Origin of the sequence: Aliidongia dinghuensis, assembly GCF_014643535.1 — a bacterium.
GTDB classification, from domain to species: domain Bacteria; phylum Pseudomonadota; class Alphaproteobacteria; order ATCC43930; family CGMCC-115725; genus Aliidongia; species Aliidongia dinghuensis.
In genome coordinates, this window is the sequence record NZ_BMJQ01000015.1 from 143,659 (window position 1) to 162,300 (window position 18,642).

An 18,642-nucleotide genomic window follows, 5' to 3' on the forward strand; every position below is an offset into this window, starting at 1 on the left:
AGGGAGGCATGATCGCCCAAGCGCAGAAGATGTCAGCAAAAGAAAATGCCGGCCGGAGCATTGCCCGGCCGGCATCCTGCGCCCGCGGAGGAACCGCGTCTCAGGCTTCGAGCGACTTGACGATCTCTTCCGTCATCTTCTTCGCGTCGCCGAACAGCATCATGGTGTTCGGGCGGAAGAACAGCTCGTTCTCGACGCCGGCATAGCCGGACGCCATCGAACGCTTGATGAACAGCACGGTCTTGGCCTTCTCCACGTCCAGGATCGGCATGCCGTAGATCGGCGAGGACGGGTCGGTCTTGGCCGCCGGGTTGGTCACGTCATTGGCGCCGATGACGAATGCGACGTCGGCCGCCGCGAAGTCGCGGTTGATCTCCTCGAGCTCGAAGACCTCGTCATAGGGCACATTCGCCTCGGCCAGCAGCACGTTCATGTGGCCGGGCATACGGCCCGCGACCGGGTGGATCGCGTAGCGGACGGTGACGCCTTCCTTCTTGAGCACGTCGGCCATCTCGCGGAGCGCGTGCTGGGCCTGGGCCACCGCCATGCCATAGCCGGGCACGACGATGACGCTGCCGGCATTCTTCATGATGAAGGACGCGTCCTCGGCCGAGCCCGCCTTCACCACCTGGTCGCCCTTGGCGCCGGCACCCGCGGCCGCCCCGCCGTCGGTGCCGAAGCCGCCCAGGATGACGTTGAAGATCGACCGGTTCATGCCCTTGCACATGATGTAGCTCAGGATCGCACCGGACGAGCCGACGAGCGCGCCCGTGATAATGAGCAGGCTGTTGGCAAGCGTGAAGCCGATGCCGCAGGCGGCCCAGCCCGAGTAGCTGTTCAGCATCGAGATGACGACCGGCATGTCGGCGCCGCCGATCGGCAGGATCAGGAGGAAGCCCAGCGCCAGCGAGACCAGCACCAGGAGCCAGAAGATGCCGCTCGATTGCGTGGCCATGAACAGGCCCAGGAGCACCACGATGCCGATGCCGAGGCCCAGGTTCAGCATGTGCTGGCCGGCAAACTGCAGCGGCTTGCCGCTGATGAGCGCCTGCAGCTTGGCGAACGCGATCACCGAGCCGGTGAAGGTGATGGCGCCGATCGCCGTGCCGAGGCCCATCTCCAGGAGGCTGCCGGTATGGATCGAGCCCGACGGGTCAACGATGCCGTAGCGGGAGGGCGCGTAGAACGCGGCGGCCGCGACGCAGACGGCCGAGAGGCCGACCAGCGAGTGGAACGCGGCGACGAGCTGCGGCAGCGCCGTCATCGCGATCTTGCGCGCGATATAGGCGCCGATGGCGCCGCCGATCGCGATGCCGATGACGATGAGCCAGTAGCTCTCGACCAGCGACGAGGTGAGCGTGGTGACGATGGCGATCGCCATGCCGGCGATGCCGAAGAGGTTGCCTTGGCGGCTCGATTCCGGGCTCGACAGGCCCTTGAGGGCCATGATGAAGCAGACGGAAGCGACCAGGTAGAGGAGCGCGGAAAGGTTCTCGGTCACTTGGCCGTCCTCCTTACTTCTGCTTCTTCTTGAACATCGACAGCATGCGCTGCGTCACGATGAAGCCGCCGAAGATGTTGACGGAGGCCAGCGTGACGGCCACGAAGCCCATCACCTTGGAAAAGGTGAAGTCGGCCGGGCCGGCGGCGATCAGCGCGCCGACGATGATGACGCTCGAGATCGCGTTGGTGACGCTCATCAGCGGCGAATGCAGCGCCGGGGTCACGCGCCAGACCACGTAGTAGCCGACGAAGCAGGCGAGCACGAACACGGTCAGGAAGAACACGAACGGGCTGCCGCCGTGCGCCGCCGCGGCCTGCGCCTGATCGGCGATCTGCTGGGCGAGCGCATCGAGGTTGTGCGACAGCGCCGAGGCGTCGCCGGCGAGGTCGGTCGCGCGGTGCGACAGAGAGGTCGAATCCATGGGTTGGGGGCTCCTCAGGCGGCGGGCTGGGCGGGCGAGGGTTCGGTCGGTGCCGGGGCGGGCGCCAGCGCCGGATGAACGATCTGGCTGTCGCGGGTGACAAGCGTGCCCTTGATGATCTCGTCGGCCGTGTCGATCTTGAGCCCCTTCGTCTCCTTGTCGACGATGAGGCTGAGGAAGTTGAGCAGGTTCTTGGCATAGAGCGCCGACGCGTCGGCCGCGATGCGCGACGGCATGTTGGCGTGGCCCACAAGCTTCACGCCATTCGCCGTGGTCACGATCTTGCCGAACTTGCCGCCCTCGGCGTTGCCGCCGTTCTCGATGGCAAGATCAACGATGACCGAGCCCGGCTTCATATCGGCGATCATCTCCTTGGTCACCAGCACCGGCGCCTTCTTGCCGGGGATCAAGGCCGTGCAGATGACCAGGTCCGCCTTCTTCAAGATCTCGTGGATCTTCTCGCGCTGACGGCGCTGATAGTCCTCGCTCATCTCCTTGGCATAGCCGCCGGCGGTCTCGGCCTCCTTCGCGGCCTCGGCATCGACCTCGATGAAGCTGGCACCCAGGCTCTCGACCTGCTCCTTGGCGGCGGCGCGCACGTCGAAGGCCGAGACGATGGCGCCCAGGCGCCGCGCCGTCGCGATCGCCTGCAGGCCCGCGACACCGGCGCCCATCACGGTCACGCGCGCCGGCGGGATCGTGCCGGCCGCGGTCATCATCATCGGGAAGGCATGGCCGTACTCGGTCGCCGCCTCGACCACGGCCTTGTAGCCGGCGAGGTTCGCCTGCGACGACAGCACGTCCATCGACTGCGCGCGGGTGATGCGCGGGATCAGGTCCATGCTGAAGGTGGTGATGCCGGCCTTGGCATAGGCCTCGACGTCGGCGCGGTTCTGCAGCGCGCCCAGGATCGCGACCAGCGTCACGCCGGGCTTCAGGCCCGCAAGCTCATCCGTCCCCTCGTCCGCGAGCTGCGGACGCTGGACCTTGAGCACGAGCTCCGCCCCGTCGAGTGCCGCCGCGGCATCCGGCGCCACGGTGGCGCCGGCGGCGGCATAGGCGGCGTCGGGGAAGGCAGCCGCGGTGCCGGCGTCCTTCTCGACCACGACCTCGAGCCCGAGCGCGATCATTTTCTTCACCGTCTCCGGCGAGGCTGCGACCCGCTTCTCGTGCGCGCGGGTCTCCTTGATGATGGCCACTTTCATCGGTCGTCGTTCCGTCCCTTGAAAAGAACCGGCGCCGGCAGGAGAGAGGACGCCAGCGCCACGGCGGTCCGGCGCGGGCGGCGCCGGTGCCTCACGAAACCCTTCCGGCGGCTGCGAGAATCGCATGGCTCGCCAGCCGGTCGAGCCGTTCATATCAGGTTTCACGCCGCCGCCGACGAAATTTCTGGGAAGATTTCCGGTCGGAGGCGTTTTTTCGTTGCGGCGACGAGAGGTTTTCCCCCGCTTCCGCCCGTGCTATGGCCTGTGACGGGGGGCGGACAGCGGCATGGCGGCCGGTCCCGAACATGGAAGAGCAAGGCGGGATGGAATAAAGCCAATGCCGGTCCGTTATGTCAGCACAAGGATCGCCGCGAGAGCTGCGGGCCAGGTGGTAGCGCGATGAGCGAAGCGTTCAGCGACCAGCTGGTAGCAGCACTGCCGAGACTCCGCCGCTTCGCGCGGGGGCTTGCAGGCAACGCAACTCAGGCGGACGATCTGGTGCAGGCGGCCTGTGAACGAGCGCTGACGCGTCAGCACCAGTTCCAGGAAGGCACGCGCTTCGACAGCTGGATGTTCCGGATCGTGCAGACGATCTGGATCGACCAGATCAGGGCGCGGGACGTCCGCAAGGAGGACGGCGAGATCGAGGACGATCGGTTCGGCAGCGACGAACCGATGAGGCGTGCCGAAGCACGGTTGGCGCTCGAAGAGGTCCGTCGTGCCGCGGCCCGGTTACCCGCAGAGCAGCGGGAAGCATTGATGCTCGTGACGGTGGATGGGTTCAGTTACAAGGAGGCAGCGGAGATCGCTCAGGTTCCGGTCGGTACGATCATGAGCCGTCTCGCTCGAGCCAGGGTGGCGCTGGTAGCGCTCCTGGATGCGGGCGGGGGTCTTCGGAGGAGTGATGATGATGCAGCGGCCCAGCGATGAAATGCTCGTGGCTTATCTGGACGGCGAGGTCGACGAGGCCACCGCCGTCGAGATCGAGTCGTGCCTCGAGCGGGATTCGGAGCTGCAGGCGCGGCTCCTGCTCCTGACCGAGTCCGACGCGCAGATCCGCGACGCCTTCGACGAGATCCTGCGCGAGCCAGTGCCCGAGCGGCTGATCGCGGCCGCCCGCGGCCGGACCGCTGCCCACGAGGAAGAGGAAGAGCTGCCGAGCGCCACGATCCTGTCGTTCGGCGCGCGGCTTGCCACCACGACGGCGCGCAAGGGCATCGCCAACCGGCGCTGGGGCCTGGGGCTCGTCGCAGCCGCCTCGCTGTCGTTCCTCATGATCGGTGCCGGCGGCGGCTATCTGGCCGGCATGGGCGGCGACGTGAACGTCGACGCGACCCAGCCGAACTCGACCGCGACCAGCTGGCTCGACAATATCGCCGGCTACCACAACCTCTTGATCTCGAGCGCCAACGGCGCGGAATCGACGGTATTCGACGTGCCGGCCGGCGCCGAGACAAAGCTGCCGTCCGACGTGCGCATCCCCGACCTCAAGCCCTGGAGCCTGGCCTTCCAGGGTGCCCGCAAGCTGATGGTCGAGGGCAAGCCCGCCTACCAGTTCTACTACACGACCGACAACAAGAGCCTGGGGCCGATCACCATCACGGTGACCAACACGACCCGCCCCGACTCCTCGCCGACCTTCGCCAAGCGGGCGGGCGTCAACCTGCTCTACTGGCGCCACCAGGGCCACGGCTACGCCCTCGTGGGTTCGGCCGACAAGGGCTGGATGTGGGGCATCGCCAACGACGTCGAGTTCCAGTTGAAGGCGATCTGACGGGCAGCCGTTCCAGGCGCCCTTTCCCGAGTCGCCAACGAACGCCGCCGGCCTCAGGCCCGGCGGCGTTCTCTTTGCGCCCGATTTGATAGGCGCGAGGACGCGCCGAACACCACAACACCCGCCCAGGTTTCAACCTGTGGCCAACTTCATCGCTGAATTCTGACCGAGCCCGCCAAATTGCTAACCAATTGATACGGGTTCGGCGTTACACTTCGTTCGTATGAAAACGTTTTCATGACGCTCTGCGTCAGAACGGAGCCCGACGACAGGCCATGGCCGAAATCGCGTCCCACCGCCCGCCCCTGCTCGAATCCGGTGTCCTGGCCTATCGGCTGGACCGCCGGGGCGAGCCGCGCGTACTCGTGCTGACGACGGCCAAGACCGGGCGCTGGGGCATTCCGAAGGGCCGGGTCGAGCCGCAATTCGGCTTCGCCGAGAACGCCGCCCGGGAAGCCTTCGAGGAGGCGGGCGTGCTGGGCGAGGTGGCGCCGGTGGCATCCGGCTGCTATCGCACGATGAAGCGGGTGCACGCGGTCGAGACCATGATCGAGGTCTGGGTCTACCTGATGAAGGTGACCGAGGTGCTGAAGGAATTTCCCGAGAAGGGCCGACGCGAGGTCAAATGGGTCTCGGCCGACGAGGCGGCCGAGCTGCTGCGCGAGCCGTTGCTTGCCAAGCTCTGCCACGACCTGCCGGAACGCACGAAGTCAGTCGCCTGAGACGGCGAGCGCGTCCTCCTCAAACCGCCACTTGAGCCTAACGCCGCCGCCGCTGTCCGGCTCCAGCGCCGGAATGGCCGACAGCAGCGTGCGGGTGTAGGCATCGCCGGGCGCATCGAAGATCGTATCGCGCGTGCCCTGCTCGACGATCCGGCCGTCACGCATGACGACGACCCGGTCCGCCACCTGCTCGACCACCCCCAGGTCGTGGCTGATGAACAGGCACGAGAAGCCGTGGCGCTGCTGCAGCCGGCTGAACAGGTCCAGCACCTGGGCGCGCACCGTCACGTCGAGCGCCGACACCGGCTCGTCGGCGATGACGAAGGATGGCCGCCGCACGACGGCGCGCGCGATCGCGACACGCTGGCGCTGCCCGCCCGAGAGCTCGTGCGGATAACGGTCCAGGAACGGCCGGTCGAGCCCGACCTCCGCCAGCACTTCGGCCACCCGCGTGGCCTTGTCTTGCGCGCTCAGCCCCGGCACCTGGCGCAGCGCCTCGCCGACCAGCTGGCCCACGGTCATGCGCGGGTCGAGCGAGGCGTAAGGGTCCTGAAACACCATCTGGCAGTTCAGCCGGTAGTGCCGCCAGCCCTCGTCATCGCGCGCGATAGAACGGCCGGCGAAGCGGATCTCGCCGCCCGAGGGCCGGACCAGCCCGGCGATGGCGCGGCCGAGCGTCGTCTTGCCCGAGCCGGAGCCGCCGACCACCGCCACCACCTCGCCCGGCCGGATCGAGAGATCGATGCCGTGGAGCGCCCGCTTGGGCGTGCGCCGGCCCAAGAGCCCGCCATGGCCCGGGTAATCGACCGTGAGCCCGCGCACCTCGACGAGCGGGCCCTCGTCTTGAGGCAGGGTGCGCGCCGGAGCTCGGTGCGGCATGGCGTTCAGGAGCTGCCGCGTATAGGGCTGCTGCGGTCGGGCCAGGAGCTCCGACGTCGCGTTCAGTTCTAGCAAGTCGCCCCGGCACATGACGGCGACCCGGTCGGTGTAGCGCGCGACCATGGAGAGATCGTGGCTGATCATCAGCACCGCGGTGCCGTGGTCGCGCGTCAGATCCAGCATGAGCTCCAGCACCTCGCGCTGCACGACCGCGTCGAGTGCCGTGGTCGGCTCGTCGGCGATCAGCAGCGCCGGCCGGAGCAGCATGACCGAGGCCAGCATGATGCGCTGACGCATGCCGCCGGAGAATTGATGGGGGAACGCCTCGAGTGCCGCCCTGGGATCGGCGATGCCGACGCGGGCCAGCATGTCGAGCACCGCCGCGCGGCGCGGCGCCGCGTCGCCACCACGGTGCAGGATCAGCCCCTCCTCAAGCTGCCGGCCGATGGTCATCGACGGGTTGAGCGAGGTCATCGGTTCCTGGAACACCATGCCGATCCGGCTGCCGCGCAACTGGCGGAGCGCCTTGGCGGGCAAAGCCGCGATATCCTGGCCCTCGAAGCGGATCGTGCCGGCCTGGCGCCGGATCGCCGGCGGCTCGAGCCCGATGACGGCACGGGCCAGCAGGGTCTTGCCGCTGCCGGACTCGCCGACGATGCCCAGCACCTCGCCGGCGGCGAGGGTGAGGCTCACGTCGTTGACGACGGTCTGCCCGGTGCGGCCGACGGCGAGCGTCAGGTTCCGGATATCGAGCAGCGCGCTCACAGCCCGCGCATCCTGGGATCGAACTTGTCGCGCAGCAGGTCGCCCAGCAGGTTGATGCCGAGCAGGGTCAGTGCGATGCACAGGCCCGGATAGAGCCCGAGCCAGGCAGCCTGCGCCAGGTAGGGCCGGCCGCTTGCCAGCATGTTGCCCCAGGTCGGCGCCGGCGGCGGCACGCCAAGCCCGAGGAAGCTGAGCGCGCTTTCGGCCAGCAGCACCCAGCCGAACATGGAGGTGCCGAGCACGATCAACGGGGCGAGGCAATTCGGCAGGATGTGGCGCGCCATGATGAACAGCTCCGAATTGCCCATGACGCGCGCCGCCTCGATATATTCCTTCTCGCGCAGCGACAGGACCGTGCCGCGCACGACGCGGGCGACCGACGGCGTGTAGGCGAAGCCCAGCGCCAGCACGATGCCATAGGCGTTGGCGCCGACCACGGTCAGGAGCGCCAGCGCCAGCAGGATGCCGGGAAAGGCCAGCAGCGCGTTGACGAAGGCCATGACGATCCGGTCGCTCCAGCCGCGCACGAAACCGGTGAAGACGCCGATCGCGGTGCCGGCGATAAGCGCGAAGGTGACGGTCAGCGCGCAGATCCGCACGCTGGTCGCCGCCCCGGCCATGAGCCGGCTCAGGACATCGCGGCCGAACTCGTCGGTGCCGAGCCAATGGGCGCCGCCGGGCGCGGCGAGCCGCGCCGGGAAATCGATCTTGAGCGGGTCGTAGGGCGTCCAGAAGCTGCCGAGCCCGGCCGCGACCAGCAGCAGCAGGATGAGCAGCATGGCCAGGAGCGCGTTGAGCGGCAGCCGGCTCATTCCGCGGTCACCCTGGGGTCGAACAGCGGATAGCAGAGATCGACGACCAGGTTCACCAGCACATAGACGACGGCGATGAACAGGAGGCAGCCCTGGATGACTGGATAGTCGCGCGCGAAGATCGAATCGACCAGCAGGCGGCCCAGGCCCGGGATGGTGAACACAGTCTCGACCACCGCGATGCCGCCGAGCAGATTGCCGAGCATCAGGCCGATCAAGGTCCAGGTCGGCCCGAATGCCGGCTTGAAGGCGTGGCGCCACAGGACCGCCATCTCGCTCAGCCCCTTGGCGCGGGCATGGGTGATGAAGTCGAGCCGCAGCACCTCGAGCGTGGACGCCCGCGCCATGCGCAGGATGACGCCGATCTCGTGCAGGAACAGGGTCGCGACCGGCAGCACCATATAGGCGAGCGCGCGCCCCGCATCCTCGGAGAACGAGACATAGCCCACGACCGGCAGCCAGCCGAGCTTGAGCCCGAACAGCAGGAGCAGGACGAGGCCCATCCAGAAGGCGGGGATCGAGAGCAGCAGCGTCGCGCCGCCGACCAGCACCAGGTCGGCGAGGCCGTTCTGCCGCCAGGCCGCGATCATGCCGGCGGGCACCGCGACCAGGCTCGCGAGCGTCGCCGCGGCCAGCACGATCTTGGCGCTGACCCAGAAGCGCCCGAGGATCAGCGGCAGCACCGCCTCGCCCGACGTGATCGAGCGGCCGAAATCGCCGGCCAGCACATGGCCGGACCAGATCGCGAACTGTTCGGCCAGGCTGCGGTCGAGGCCCAGGCGCTGGCGCAGGTCCGCGAGGCTCGCCGGCGTCGCCTGGTCGCCCAGCATGAGCGTCGCCGGATCGCCGGGTACCAGCCGGATCAGCACGAAGACCGACACCGCCACGATGACGAGCGTCGGCAGCGCCATCAGGATCCGGTTGAAGACGAAGCGCAGCATGGGCGCGGACCGATCCCCGCGGCCACTAGAAGGCCGCGAGCGTGACCGGATCCTCGGCCAGGCTGTAGCGGGTGAAGCAGCGGTTGAGCGCCGGTAGCGGCGCCACTTCGAGCGAGCCCTTGGCCGGCTCCATGACCACCATGGCGACGCTCGCCGACAGATTGCCGCCGCTGCCCAGCCGGGGCGGCCGGCACACGGAATAGGGCGTACCGAACGTGTCGAACAGCGCCGTCTTGAGATCGTCGGGCCCGAGCTTCGGCCCGGCGGCGTCGAGCAGCTTCCGGACGCGCCAGTCGCGATAGAAGCTCTCCGGCACGTTCGGAATGCCCGTGTCCTTGAGCTTGGCGAGCGCCACCGGGCTCGTCCAGTGGTTGGCGTGCACGATCACGCCGTCCGTCGGATAGACCGGGAAGGCCTCGTCCGGCGCGCATTCGAAATCGATCGCGAAGCCCAGGGTCGTGCTCACCATCATGTTGTTGGAACAGGCCTTTGGCGTGGTCGCGATCGCGCGCATGGCGAAGGCGAAATGCTCCTGCTCCAGCACCTTGCGCCGGATGAGCGACAGCGGCACGCCGTCCTGCGTAAAGTCGCGGTCGGACTCGAGATAGTTGGCGGTGATCGCGATGCCGGCCGCGTTCAAACCGCTGCGGGCCAGGCCGCCCGCCTCGACGAAGGTCAACATGTCCGGCCCGTCGTCGCGGCGCACGCGGAGCACGATCGCGGTCTCGGCGCATTCGGCGCGCCAATCCCAGTTCTGGCCATGGACGATGGCGCCGGTGGCGCTGCGCTCCGGCAGGATGACGGCGCCGGTGCAGCCGTCGTCCGGTTCGGCCGGTTCTTGCGCCGGGGCTGTGGCCCGCTCGCGCCGGGCCTCGGCGATCACCTCGGTCCGCGCGTTGATCATGATCACGTCCTCGAACGGCACGCGGGCGCCGTCGGCGATGCCGCGCATCTCTTCGAGGTACTGCTCGCCGAAGCCGGCGATGCCGGCCGCGAAGCGCTGGATCAGACGGCTCTTGCCCGGCGCGTCGTAGCCGAGCTCGTCGAGCGTCCGGCCATAGAGCCTGGCGCTCGCCGCCACCAGCCCGGGCACCGCCGCACCATATTGCCGGCCGCGGTCATAGGGCGTGCCGGAGACCGAGACGAATGGGAAGGACGTGATGGGCTCTGACATGGGCTTCAATCCTTCGTTCAATTCATTCCGTCATTCCCGCGAAGGCGGGAATGACGAGCTAACATCCTGCTTCAATTCGCGACGCTGACGCCCCACAGGCGCTGCTTGCCTTCCCAATAGGGCGAGCCGTGCACGCGCTTGCCTTGCGCTGAGAATTCGATGCCGTTGAACAGGATGACGAGCGGCGTGTCGGCGAGTTGGCGGCTGTGGAGCTCGTCGAACAGCTTCTGCCGCTCGGTCGGGTCGGACACGACGAACGCCTTGTCGAGCAGCGCCTGCGCTTCCGGATTGTCCCAGACCTTGCGCGGCTGCGTGTCCTTGGGCCCCATGAACTGCTCGTAGCTCAAGGCCGGGTCGAGGCGCGAGGAATAGCTGAAGGACATCATCTGGTAGTTGCCCTTGTTGTAGCGGTCGAGTTGGGTCGCCCACTCCAGCACCTCGATCTCGGCGTTGATGCCGACCGACTGCAGCATCGCCTGGGCCATGACCGCGACCGGGAAGCTCGGCACGGTCAGGCGTTTGTTGGCGATGATCTTGATCGGCTCGCCCTTGTAGCCGGCCTCGGCCAGGAGCTTCTTCGCCTTCGCCTGGTCGTAGGTGTAGCCCTCCTGCTGGACCGCATCCGAATAGGCGGACGAGAGCGGCACGGCGGAATTATGCGGCTTGCCGAGCCCGTTCGACGCGGCGGCGACCAGTTGGCCGATATCGAGCGCCGCCGCGATTGCCTGCCGCAGCTTTGCGTTCTTCAGCACCGGATCGCGCGTCTGGAACAAGAGGACGTGCTTCACCGCCGAGGTCGGCGTCAATACCTGGACCGTGCCGCTCTTCTCGAGCTCGGGCGCATCGGAATCGAGGATCTGCGCAATGTCGATGGCGCCGGACAAGAGGCCGGCCTTGGCGGTCGAGGCATCGGGCACGACCAGGAACTTCACGTCCTTGACGAGCGGCTTCTTGTTGCCGAGATAGCCGTCGACCTTGTCGCCGGGCGGCGAGACGTAGTCGTCGAACCGGGTCACGGTCACATATTCGCCGCGCTTCCAATCGACGAGCTTGAACGGCCCGGTGCCGACCGGCCGGTTCCAGCTGCCGTCCGGATTGATCGAGTCCTTGGAGAGGATCGCGGTCATGCCGCAGTCGGTCCGCGCCATGGTGTCGAGGAACAGGGCCGCGGGCTTGTCGATCGTCATGACGAAGGTCTGGGCGTCGGGAGCCGTCGCCGAAGTGACCTTGATGCCGTTGCGCCCGTCGAAATCGGCGAGGCAGCGCCATTCGGTCTTGGGATCCATATAGCGCTGCCAGCTCCACAGCACGTCCGCCGAGGTCATCGGGGCGCCATTGTGGAACTTGACGCCTTTGCGCAGGTGGAACGTGTAGGTCTGCCCATCGGCCGAGAGATCGACCTTTTCGGCGAGCAGCGGGCCGACCGAGCCGTTCTCGCGATAGCCCACCAGGCCCTCGACCATGTTGAGCACGACGCCGTCGGTATTGTCGTCGCGATTGACGCCCGGGTTGGTGCTGCGGATGTCGGCGTTGAGCGCCACCGTGACCGATTGAGCCGTGGCAGATTGGGCCCTGGCCTCACCGGTGGCGATGAGGCCCGTCGCGAGGACGAGGGCTGGAAGGCAATGCCGAAGGCCGTAAGCGCGCATCACTGGTTCCCTGCTGCCTGTTCTCATTGCCGTTCCGCTTGGCGCATCGCCGCGAGCGTGTCCGCGAAGAACCCCTTCACCGTCTCGACCGCGCGCAGGCCGTCGTGCGCCATGCCGGCGACGAGATCGAAGCGCACCGAGATGCCAGCCGCCTCGAACGAGTGGCAAAGGCTCGCGAGCCGTTCGGGCCGGGTGCGCCCGGCGTCATTGGCGCCCGGCATCCAATGCCGACCGCCCTCGCGATGGGTGATCTCCCAGGTCTCAATATCGGCCGAGCCCACGACCATCTGCACCGCGACCTTCGCCATGGCGGCCGGGTCGACGGCGACGCCGAAGCGGGCCTCGACATCGCGCGTGCCGACCCACCAGTCGCGCGTCGGATCGAGCAGCGTCACCGATCCGGGTGCGCCGATCGAGACGGCCCAGAGCCGGTCCGGATGCAGCATCAGGAAGCGATGGGCGAAATGGCCGCCGCCCGAATAACCGAACAGCGCGAAACGGTCGAAGCGCCAGCCGTACTTGGCGCCGACCTCCGCCACCATGTCGAGGAGCACCCGGTCGTACCGGATGTCGCCCTCGGCCATGTACTTGAAGCCGTCGCGGTTGCCGTCGCCCTGGACGCCGATCGGGAACAGCGGCGCCAGGATCACGCAGCGGTTCCAGCGGCCGAACTCGGCGAAGGCATTGCGGTACTCGACGAACGAGCGGCCAGTGCCGTGCATGGCGACGATGAGCTCGGGCGCGGTCTCAGCCTCGGCAATATCCGGCGGCACGTAAAGGCAATAGCCGAAGCGCGGGTCGCTGCGGCTCGCGAAGATCGGCGTGCTGCCGAGATCGTACATGGCGCGCCCACGCCGGGCAGCATCGGCGACGGCGGCATCGGTGAAAGCGGGGATTTCCTGTGGCGACATTATTGGTTCCATAATTGGCGCCAATTATAATGCATGTTGATGACACCCCCGGCAAGCCGGTATGGAACCGTCCCGACATAGAGCCTTCAGGGGGCGAAAGGCGGCGACGAGCGATGAAGAATGCTGCAACCACGACCGGGCGGGCCGAAGATGCAGCGGACATGCTGGCGCGCGACATCCATTCCGGCCATTTCGGACTTGGCACCTGGCTGAAGCAGATCGACCTGGAGAAGCGCTACGGCTGCACGCGCATCGAGGTCAGGCGCGCGCTCGACAAGCTCGTCGCCAAGCGCCTGGTCCAGCACATCCCGAACCGCGGCTATCACGTCTACCAGCCGGACCAGCGCCAGACCGACGAGATCCGCGACGTGCGCGTCGTGCTGGAGACGGCGGCGGCCGACAGCATCGTCGAAGCGGCCGACGCGGCCGCGATCGCGGAACTGCAGGCGCTCGCCCAGCGCTTTGCCGAACTCGTGCTCGACGGCACGCTGCTCGAGCAGTACGAGGCGAACATCGCGTTCCACACGCGCCTCGCCCGGCTCTGCACCAACCGCGAGCTCGGCAACCTGATCCTGGAATTCCGCGGCCGCGGCCCCTCGGCCCCGCTCGAGCAATGGAAGACCCGCGCCCGCGTCGAGCAATCCGCCCGCGAGCATTTCCTGATGATCGACGCGATCGCGGCCCGCGACGCGGACGCACTCAAGCGGATCATTCGCGCCCATATCCGGCAGACGGCGGAGGGGATGGGCTGATTCCCAAGACCTCCCCGGCCATCATCCCACGCCGCGGATCGCGATCCCGAGCCGGACCAGGCGGATCAGCAGGGCCGAGAGCAGACGCATGTCGGCCGGCATGTGCGAGCGCCAGACGTCGAGCGACAAGACGATGCGTACCTCGTCGCTGTCGTTCCAGGCCTCGTGCAGGAACGTATCGTCCCATAGCAGGAACTGCCCCTCGTCGAGCCGGTGCTCGACCTCGTCGACCTTGAGCACCGCCGCCGGCCGGCCATCCTCCGCGCGCGGCATCGAGAGCATGAGATAGAACCGGATGATGCCGCGGATCGGCCCGCGATGGGGCGGGATATGCTTGCGCGGCCCAAGGAACGAGAAGGAGGCCGACAGAACGTCCGGCATCCCGCGCACCAGGGCGGCGAGCCGCGGGCAGGCCGCCATGTTCCGGGGCTGCTCGACGCCGTAGGCCTTGAGAATGAACATGCGCCAGTCGCGACCGTCGTTCGCCGAGATCGATGCCTGCTCCGGCATGATTTCATGAAAGCGCGGCACCTCGGCGAGCCGGCGTCGGACTGCGAGCGCTTCGTCCCGGATTGTCCGCCACTCGGCGGCGAACGCGGCGCCCAGCGGGAAATCGCGGTCGAGATCCAGCACGGGCGGTCCCGAAATCCGCCGATCGTAGAGCGCCCGCACGCCATCCACCGCCAGGTCGTAGGAAAGCGTCATCGACCGCTCCGAGACATCGCCCTCGAAAACTCAACGCTCGGTCACGAGGATAGGTCCCTCGGTGACATGCGGCGGATCGGCCTGCCCGCGTCGAGCGCCGGCTATGGCACCGCGAGCAGCGGCTCCGGCTGCACGTCGGCCTCGGTCGTGGCCCCGGTCGGCTGCGGCACGGTTTATGAGGTATCGCCCTAGGCGACCTGCGTCGTCGCAAAAAGCTCGAGCCGAGGTCGGGCATGACCTCGGCTCGAAACGCTGCCGACTAGAGCCGGATCGGACTGGGTGAAATCGCTTTGCGGTTCCGCCCAGTCCGTGAATCCGTCTCTCAACTCAAATATTTAGAGCGACGGTTCAGATCAGGTTGACCGCCACATCGATGTTGCCGCGCGTGGCCTTCGAATAGGGGCAGATCTCGTGCGCGGCATGCACGAGATCGAGTGCCGCGTCGCGCGCGACGCCCGGCAGGCTGACGTCGAGGCGCGCCTGCAGGAAATAGGCGCTGCCGGTCTTGCCCAGGTCGACCTCGATGTCGACGGCGAGATCGGCCGGCAACTTTACCTTCCGCTCAGCAGCGGCGAGCTCGATCGCACCCAGGAAACAGGCTGACCAGGCGCCCGCGAACAATTGCTCGGCGGTCGGATGGGCCTCGACGTCCGCGAACCGGTATTCCGGATGGCTGCCCTTGCTGGGCGACGAGAGCTCAAGGTTGACGCGGCTGTTGTGGCCGCTGGCCGTCGTGTGGGTCTTGCCGGTGAGGAGGACGGTTTCGATCTTGGACATGGTGGGCTCCTTGCTGAAGGGTCTTAAAATCGGATCCGATTAGATCGGATGCGATGTTATTTATGGCACACAAACCCACATGTCAAGCCTTCCGATTTAATCGGATGCGATTTATATAGGTGTGAGACGCTCGACGTTGCGTTCACGAGGCTGACGATGAATCCAAAGACCAGGCCGCCCGCCGCCCCGGCCCTGCCCAAGCTGGCCGATTTCCTCTGTTTTGCGGTCTATTCGGCCAACCTCGCCTTCGGCCGGGCCTATAAGCCGATCCTGGACGAGCTCGGCCTGACCTACACGCAGTACATCGCGATCGTGGCACTGTGGGAGGAGGACGAGCAGACCGTAAGCGGCCTCGGCCAGAAGATGTTCCTGGAGTCGAACACGCTGACGCCGATCCTGAAGAAGCTCGAACAGATGGGCTACCTTACCCGCCGGCGCGCCCAAGAGGATGAGCGGCAGGTCGTGGTCAGCCTGACCGACGCCGGCCGCCGCGTGCGCGAGCGGATCCAGACCGACACGCTGAACGAACAGACCGGCCTCACGCCCGACGAGTTCGCGACGCTCCAGAAAGCCGTCGCCAAGCTGCGCGACAATCTGCTGACAGCGGTGGAGGGGAAGTGATCCCATTCGTCATTCCCACGAGAGGCGGGGAATGACGAATGTTTAGACCCGCCTAGAACCCGACCTCCTCCACCATCTTCGAGAGCACCGTGTGCGCATCGAAGAATTCGTTCGCGACCTCGATGGCGCCGATCGAGTGCTGGGCGTAGTCGGTGTTGATGCGGGCGACGGCGTCGCGCACTTCTTCGAGCGAGGAGAACGGGAACAGGCCCTTGCCGGTCTCGATGAATTTCGAGAAGCCGGTCTCCTGCGTGATGACCGGCCGGCCGGCGGCCAGGTAGCAGACCGAGCGGTCGGAGAACCAGCCGCTGTTGGGGCGCACATAGATGTCCTTCGCCACCGTGAACTCGCCGCGCGAGGTCACGACGAAGTCGCGATAGGACTGCATGTCTGCCGAGACCGGGACCGGATCGACGATGTCCCAGCCGCCGTCCCTGACCCGTTCGGCCACGTCCGGCGTCGGCGGCGTCATGGCGAGGCGGAACGGCTGCATCACCGCGCGCGGCAGGTCGAGGTATTTCAGGAAATTGACGTGCTTCGACCAGCGATAGGTCTCGCCGCCGACCTCGATGTCCTTGCCCTTGTTCTCCCAGGTCGCGATCGAGGAATAGAACGGCCCGGCGGCGACGCAACCGGCGTCCCACAGGTCGACCAGCACCGGCGGCCGGGTCTTCCGCCAGTCGAACTTGACGATCGGCACCTTGCAATCCTCGTTGCCGAGGTTTTCGCCATAGGTGAAATGGTGCGTGTGCAGGCCCAGGTACTCGAGCGACTCGGCGTTGCCCGAGGCGACCTTGGCCTGCTCGAACACCGGGTCGGTGTCGACGAAGATGCGGACCGGGCATTTCAGATGCTCTTCCCGGAGCCGCGTGGCGCCGCACAGGTTGAAGAGCGCCGATGCCTCGCCGTAGAGCGCCATCAGCCGCTCCTTGGAGATGCCGTGCACCTCGTCCTTGGCGGCGTCCCAATAGGCCCAGCGGTCGCCCAGGTCGAACCGCTCCATCATCGTCTTCACGAACTGGACGTTGTAGCTGCAGTCCTCGACGATCGAGAATTGCCGCGGATCGTACGGGTTGGCGCCCGAATCCTCGATGTACCAGACGTCGTAGCCCAAGCGGCGCAGCCCCAGCACATAGTGGAGCGCCTGCCAGGCGATACCGGCCAGCGGAATCTGTCCGGCGAGATGCAGGACGAGAACGGTCTTCTTGTTAGACGCCAACGTGCGTCTCCTCGGTGAGATCGAACTGGGTATCGTAGAGCTGCCGGAACAGCCCGTTGCTGCGGTGCATCAAATCATCGAAACGCCCGGCCTCGGCAATCACTCCATCCTTGAGGACGAGAATCACATCGGCCCGGCGCACGGTCGAGAGCCGGTGCGCAATGACGAAGGTGGTGCGGCCCTGGGTCAAGCGCCGGATGCCGGCCATGACGAGCGCCTCCGTTTCGGCGTCGAGCGCCGAGGTCGGCTCGTCCAGAATCAGGATCGGCGCGTCGCGCAAGAGGGCACGCGCGATGGTGAGCCGCTGCTTCTCGCCCTCGGAGAAGGTCGCCCCGCCCTCGCCCACGAGCGTGTCGTAGCCCTCGGGCAGGGTCTCGATCAGGCGGTCGATTTCGGCGAGCCGCGCCGCCGCTCGGATCTCGTCCAGGCTCGCCTCGGGCCGGCCATAGGCGATGTTCTCGCGCACGCTCAAGGGGAAGACGAGCGGCGGCTGCAGCACCATCGCGACCTGGCGGCGGAGCGAGCGGATCTCGTAGTCGCGCGCATCGACGCCGTCGATCAGGATCGACCCCAAGCTCGGATCGAAGAAGCGTGGCACGAGGCCCAGGAGCGTCGACTTGCCGGCGCCGGTGGCGCCGACCAGCGCCACGGTCTGGCCCGGCTCGACCGCAAGCGTGATGCCGCGCAGCACCGACTGGTCTGCCCGATAGCGGAACTGGACGTCGCGCCATTCGACCCGGCCCTCGGCACCCTTCGCCGGAAAAACCCGGGAGCCGTCCTTGAGATCGGCCTCGGTCTCGAGGATCTCGAAGCAGCGGTGGGCGCCGACCCGGGCGCCCGCGATCAGGCCCCAGCTCTGGGTAATCTGGTTCACGGGTCCATAGAGCTGGCCGAGATATGTGGTGAACACGAGCAGCGTGCCGATCGACAGCGCGCCGGAGAGTACCTCGTGCGCGCCGACATAGATGACGAGAGCCGTGCCGAGCGCCATCAGGGTTCCGATCACCGCGGTATAGAGCGTCTGCCAAGAGTAGAGCTTGAGATGCGCCCGGAGTGCGGCGCCGCTCACAGCCATGAAGCGGCGATGCTCGTCCTCTTCCTTGGTGAAGGCCTGGACGAGCTTGATCGAGCCCAGGCCCCAGTGTGCCACCGAATAGACCAGGCTGTCGTTGTCGCGCGCCACCGTCGCGATGGCGGCGATCTTGCGGTTGAAGAGGCCGATCAGCACGAACAGGATCGGCACGATGGTGAGCGAGACGAGCGTCAGCTCCAGATCGATCGGCGCCAGCACGCAGATCATGCCGATCAGGAGCACGAATGCCTGCAGGATCGGCAGCGCGCCGTTCATGATCATGGTCTGGACCGCATAGCTGTCGGCGGTCACCCGCATCATGAGGTCGCCGACGCGCTGGCGGCTGTGATAGGCCAAGGACAGGCGCTGCAGATGGGCATAGAGCCGGGCGCGCAGGTCGCTCACCATGCGCTGGCCAAGCCAGATCGCCATGGCGTTGTAGACGACGGTGAGGCCGCCGCTCAGCAGATATATGACGACCAGCGCCGTGACCGCGGCCGCGACCAGGCCCGACGCCGACCACCCGGCGATGCCGGGGGCAAGCCAGGTGAGCGGCCCGGCCGCGATCGGCTGGCCGCTCAAGGCATTGTCGACGACGATCTTGAGCGGCCAGGGCTTCAAGAGCTCGAAGCCCAGGAGGACGAACACCTGGACGAGCGCCAGCGCCAGGAGCTGCGTATAAGGCCGCACATAGCCCGATATTTTCCAGGCAAGCCCGGTCACGGCCTCGTCCCTCGGG

19 protein-coding genes are annotated in these 18,642 nt (G+C 67.1%); 6 read left to right on the plus strand and 13 right to left on the minus strand.

Features of this window, described 5'->3' with window-relative positions; genetic code table 11:
* Window positions 1-100: 100 nt before the first annotated feature.
* The 3 genes from IEY58_RS25490 to IEY58_RS25500 form a co-directional block, all read right to left on the minus strand.
* Window positions 101-1,447 carry an NAD(P)(+) transhydrogenase (Re/Si-specific) subunit beta gene (locus IEY58_RS25490; RefSeq protein WP_229743957.1) on the minus strand — a complete coding sequence of 449 codons (1,347 nt, stop codon included), beginning with the start codon at window positions 1,445-1,447 and terminating at the stop codon, window positions 101-103.
* 67 nt (window positions 1,448-1,514) lie between these two features.
* Window positions 1,515-1,925, minus strand: coding sequence for an NAD(P) transhydrogenase subunit alpha (locus IEY58_RS25495; protein ID WP_189050972.1), 411 nt, complete (start codon window positions 1,923-1,925; stop codon window positions 1,515-1,517).
* A 14-nt stretch (window positions 1,926-1,939) separates the two neighbouring features.
* A complete protein-coding gene (locus IEY58_RS25500; RefSeq protein WP_189050973.1) occupies window positions 1,940-3,130 on the minus strand; it encodes a Re/Si-specific NAD(P)(+) transhydrogenase subunit alpha in 1,191 nt (396 codons plus the stop codon).
* 399 nt (window positions 3,131-3,529) lie between these two features.
* Here IEY58_RS25500 and IEY58_RS25505 point away from each other — a divergent pair, with 399 nt between their 5' ends.
* The 3 genes from IEY58_RS25505 to IEY58_RS25515 all read left to right on the plus strand — a co-directional run bounded on the left by IEY58_RS25505 (window position 3,530) and on the right by IEY58_RS25515 (window position 5,626).
* Window positions 3,530-4,060 carry an RNA polymerase sigma factor gene (locus IEY58_RS25505; protein WP_189050974.1) on the plus strand — a complete coding sequence of 177 codons (531 nt, stop codon included), beginning with the start codon at window positions 3,530-3,532 and terminating at the stop codon, window positions 4,058-4,060.
* Window positions 4,035-4,904, plus strand: coding sequence for an anti-sigma factor family protein (locus tag IEY58_RS25510; protein WP_189050975.1), 870 nt, complete (start codon window positions 4,035-4,037; stop codon window positions 4,902-4,904). The genes IEY58_RS25505 and IEY58_RS25510 overlap by 26 nt, the downstream gene beginning before the upstream one ends.
* Window positions 4,905-5,179: 275 nt before the next feature.
* Window positions 5,180-5,626: an NUDIX hydrolase gene (locus IEY58_RS25515; RefSeq protein WP_189050976.1), complete on the plus strand. Its 447-nt coding sequence runs from the start codon at window positions 5,180-5,182 to the stop codon at window positions 5,624-5,626.
* Here IEY58_RS25515 and IEY58_RS25520 read toward each other — a convergent pair.
* The 6 genes from IEY58_RS25520 to IEY58_RS25545 form a co-directional block, all read right to left on the minus strand.
* Complete coding sequence (locus IEY58_RS25520) at window positions 5,615-7,270, minus strand: ABC transporter ATP-binding protein (RefSeq protein WP_189050977.1); 1,656 nt, start codon at window positions 7,268-7,270, stop codon at window positions 5,615-5,617. The two genes, IEY58_RS25515 and IEY58_RS25520, sit on opposite strands and share 12 nt — an antisense overlap.
* Window positions 7,267-8,082: an ABC transporter permease gene (locus IEY58_RS25525; RefSeq protein WP_189050978.1), complete on the minus strand. Its 816-nt coding sequence runs from the start codon at window positions 8,080-8,082 to the stop codon at window positions 7,267-7,269. Before IEY58_RS25525 ends, IEY58_RS25520 begins: the two co-directional genes overlap by 4 nt.
* Window positions 8,079-9,023 carry an ABC transporter permease gene (locus tag IEY58_RS25530; protein ID WP_189050979.1) on the minus strand — a complete coding sequence of 315 codons (945 nt, stop codon included), beginning with the start codon at window positions 9,021-9,023 and terminating at the stop codon, window positions 8,079-8,081. The genes IEY58_RS25525 and IEY58_RS25530 overlap by 4 nt, the downstream gene beginning before the upstream one ends.
* A gap of 25 nt (window positions 9,024-9,048) precedes the next feature.
* Window positions 9,049-10,197, minus strand: coding sequence for a C45 family autoproteolytic acyltransferase/hydolase (locus IEY58_RS25535; RefSeq protein WP_189050980.1), 1,149 nt, complete (start codon window positions 10,195-10,197; stop codon window positions 9,049-9,051).
* Window positions 10,198-10,268: 71 nt separating this feature from the next.
* The gene (locus tag IEY58_RS25540; RefSeq protein WP_189050981.1) at window positions 10,269-11,846 is read right to left on the minus strand and encodes an ABC transporter substrate-binding protein; all 1,578 of its coding nucleotides are present in this window, start codon (window positions 11,844-11,846) and stop codon (window positions 10,269-10,271) included.
* 23 nt (window positions 11,847-11,869) lie between these two features.
* Window positions 11,870-12,757, minus strand: a complete 888-nt coding sequence (locus IEY58_RS25545) for an alpha/beta hydrolase (protein ID WP_189050982.1) — start codon at window positions 12,755-12,757, stop codon at window positions 11,870-11,872.
* A 113-nt stretch (window positions 12,758-12,870) separates the two neighbouring features.
* Here IEY58_RS25545 and IEY58_RS25550 point away from each other — a divergent pair, with 113 nt between their 5' ends.
* Entirely contained in the window at window positions 12,871-13,509 is a 639-nt protein-coding gene (locus IEY58_RS25550) for a GntR family transcriptional regulator (protein WP_189050983.1), read from the plus strand.
* Between the two features lie 21 nt (window positions 13,510-13,530).
* Here IEY58_RS25550 and IEY58_RS25555 read toward each other — a convergent pair whose 3' ends face one another.
* A complete protein-coding gene (locus tag IEY58_RS25555) occupies window positions 13,531-14,214 on the minus strand; it encodes an aspartyl/asparaginyl beta-hydroxylase domain-containing protein (protein ID WP_189050984.1) in 684 nt (227 codons plus the stop codon).
* A 66-nt stretch (window positions 14,215-14,280) separates the two neighbouring features.
* Between IEY58_RS25555 and IEY58_RS34685 the strand changes: the two genes are divergently transcribed.
* Complete coding sequence (locus tag IEY58_RS34685; RefSeq protein ID WP_268237595.1) at window positions 14,281-14,406, plus strand: hypothetical protein; 126 nt, start codon at window positions 14,281-14,283, stop codon at window positions 14,404-14,406.
* Window positions 14,407-14,562: 156 nt separating this feature from the next.
* Here IEY58_RS34685 and IEY58_RS25560 read toward each other — a convergent pair whose 3' ends face one another.
* On the minus strand, window positions 14,563-14,991 hold the full coding sequence (locus IEY58_RS25560) for an Ohr family peroxiredoxin (protein WP_189050985.1): 429 nt from the start codon (window positions 14,989-14,991) through the stop codon (window positions 14,563-14,565).
* Between the two features lie 156 nt (window positions 14,992-15,147).
* Between IEY58_RS25560 and IEY58_RS25565 the strand changes: the two genes are divergently transcribed.
* Window positions 15,148-15,612, plus strand: a complete 465-nt coding sequence (locus IEY58_RS25565) for a MarR family winged helix-turn-helix transcriptional regulator (RefSeq protein ID WP_189050986.1) — start codon at window positions 15,148-15,150, stop codon at window positions 15,610-15,612.
* Window positions 15,613-15,664: 52 nt separating this feature from the next.
* Here IEY58_RS25565 and IEY58_RS25570 read toward each other — a convergent pair whose 3' ends face one another.
* Together IEY58_RS25570 and IEY58_RS25575 are read right to left on the minus strand one after the other, a co-directional pair.
* A complete protein-coding gene (locus IEY58_RS25570) occupies window positions 15,665-16,831 on the minus strand; it encodes a hypothetical protein (RefSeq protein ID WP_189050987.1) in 1,167 nt (388 codons plus the stop codon).
* The gene (locus tag IEY58_RS25575; protein WP_229743947.1) at window positions 16,821-18,626 is read right to left on the minus strand and encodes an ABC transporter ATP-binding protein; all 1,806 of its coding nucleotides are present in this window, start codon (window positions 18,624-18,626) and stop codon (window positions 16,821-16,823) included. The genes IEY58_RS25570 and IEY58_RS25575 overlap by 11 nt, the downstream gene beginning before the upstream one ends.
* Window positions 18,627-18,642: the final 16 nt, after the last annotated feature.

What these genes read in the sequence shown, in the direction of transcription:
- IEY58_RS25510 (WP_189050975.1), top strand. Translation starts at nt 4,035, where the DNA reads ATGATGATGCAGCGGCCCAGCGATGAAATGCTCGTGGCTTATCTGGAC.
- IEY58_RS25550 (WP_189050983.1), top strand. Translation starts at nt 12,871, where the DNA reads ATGAAGAATGCTGCAACCACGACCGGGCGGGCCGAAGATGCAGCGGAC.
- IEY58_RS25560 (WP_189050985.1), bottom strand. Translation starts at nt 14,991, where the DNA reads ATGTCCAAGATCGAAACCGTCCTCCTCACCGGCAAGACCCACACGACG.
- IEY58_RS25530 (WP_189050979.1), bottom strand. Translation starts at nt 9,023, where the DNA reads ATGCTGCGCTTCGTCTTCAACCGGATCCTGATGGCGCTGCCGACGCTC.
- IEY58_RS25500 (WP_189050973.1), bottom strand. Translation starts at nt 3,130, where the DNA reads ATGAAAGTGGCCATCATCAAGGAGACCCGCGCGCACGAGAAGCGGGTC.
- IEY58_RS25490 (WP_229743957.1), bottom strand. Translation starts at nt 1,447, where the DNA reads ATGGCCCTCAAGGGCCTGTCGAGCCCGGAATCGAGCCGCCAAGGCAAC.
- IEY58_RS25545 (WP_189050982.1), bottom strand. Translation starts at nt 12,757, where the DNA reads ATGTCGCCACAGGAAATCCCCGCTTTCACCGATGCCGCCGTCGCCGAT.
- IEY58_RS25535 (WP_189050980.1), bottom strand. Translation starts at nt 10,197, where the DNA reads ATGTCAGAGCCCATCACGTCCTTCCCATTCGTCTCGGTCTCCGGCACG.
- IEY58_RS25505 (WP_189050974.1), top strand. Translation starts at nt 3,530, where the DNA reads ATGAGCGAAGCGTTCAGCGACCAGCTGGTAGCAGCACTGCCGAGACTC.
- IEY58_RS25525 (WP_189050978.1), bottom strand. Translation starts at nt 8,082, where the DNA reads ATGAGCCGGCTGCCGCTCAACGCGCTCCTGGCCATGCTGCTCATCCTG.
- IEY58_RS25515 (WP_189050976.1), top strand. Translation starts at nt 5,180, where the DNA reads ATGGCCGAAATCGCGTCCCACCGCCCGCCCCTGCTCGAATCCGGTGTC.
- IEY58_RS25495 (WP_189050972.1), bottom strand. Translation starts at nt 1,925, where the DNA reads ATGGATTCGACCTCTCTGTCGCACCGCGCGACCGACCTCGCCGGCGAC.
- IEY58_RS25555 (WP_189050984.1), bottom strand. Translation starts at nt 14,214, where the DNA reads ATGACGCTTTCCTACGACCTGGCGGTGGATGGCGTGCGGGCGCTCTAC.
- IEY58_RS25565 (WP_189050986.1), top strand. Translation starts at nt 15,148, where the DNA reads ATGAATCCAAAGACCAGGCCGCCCGCCGCCCCGGCCCTGCCCAAGCTG.
- IEY58_RS25540 (WP_189050981.1), bottom strand. Translation starts at nt 11,846, where the DNA reads ATGCGCGCTTACGGCCTTCGGCATTGCCTTCCAGCCCTCGTCCTCGCG.
- IEY58_RS34685 (WP_268237595.1), top strand. Translation starts at nt 14,281, where the DNA reads ATGCGGCGGATCGGCCTGCCCGCGTCGAGCGCCGGCTATGGCACCGCG.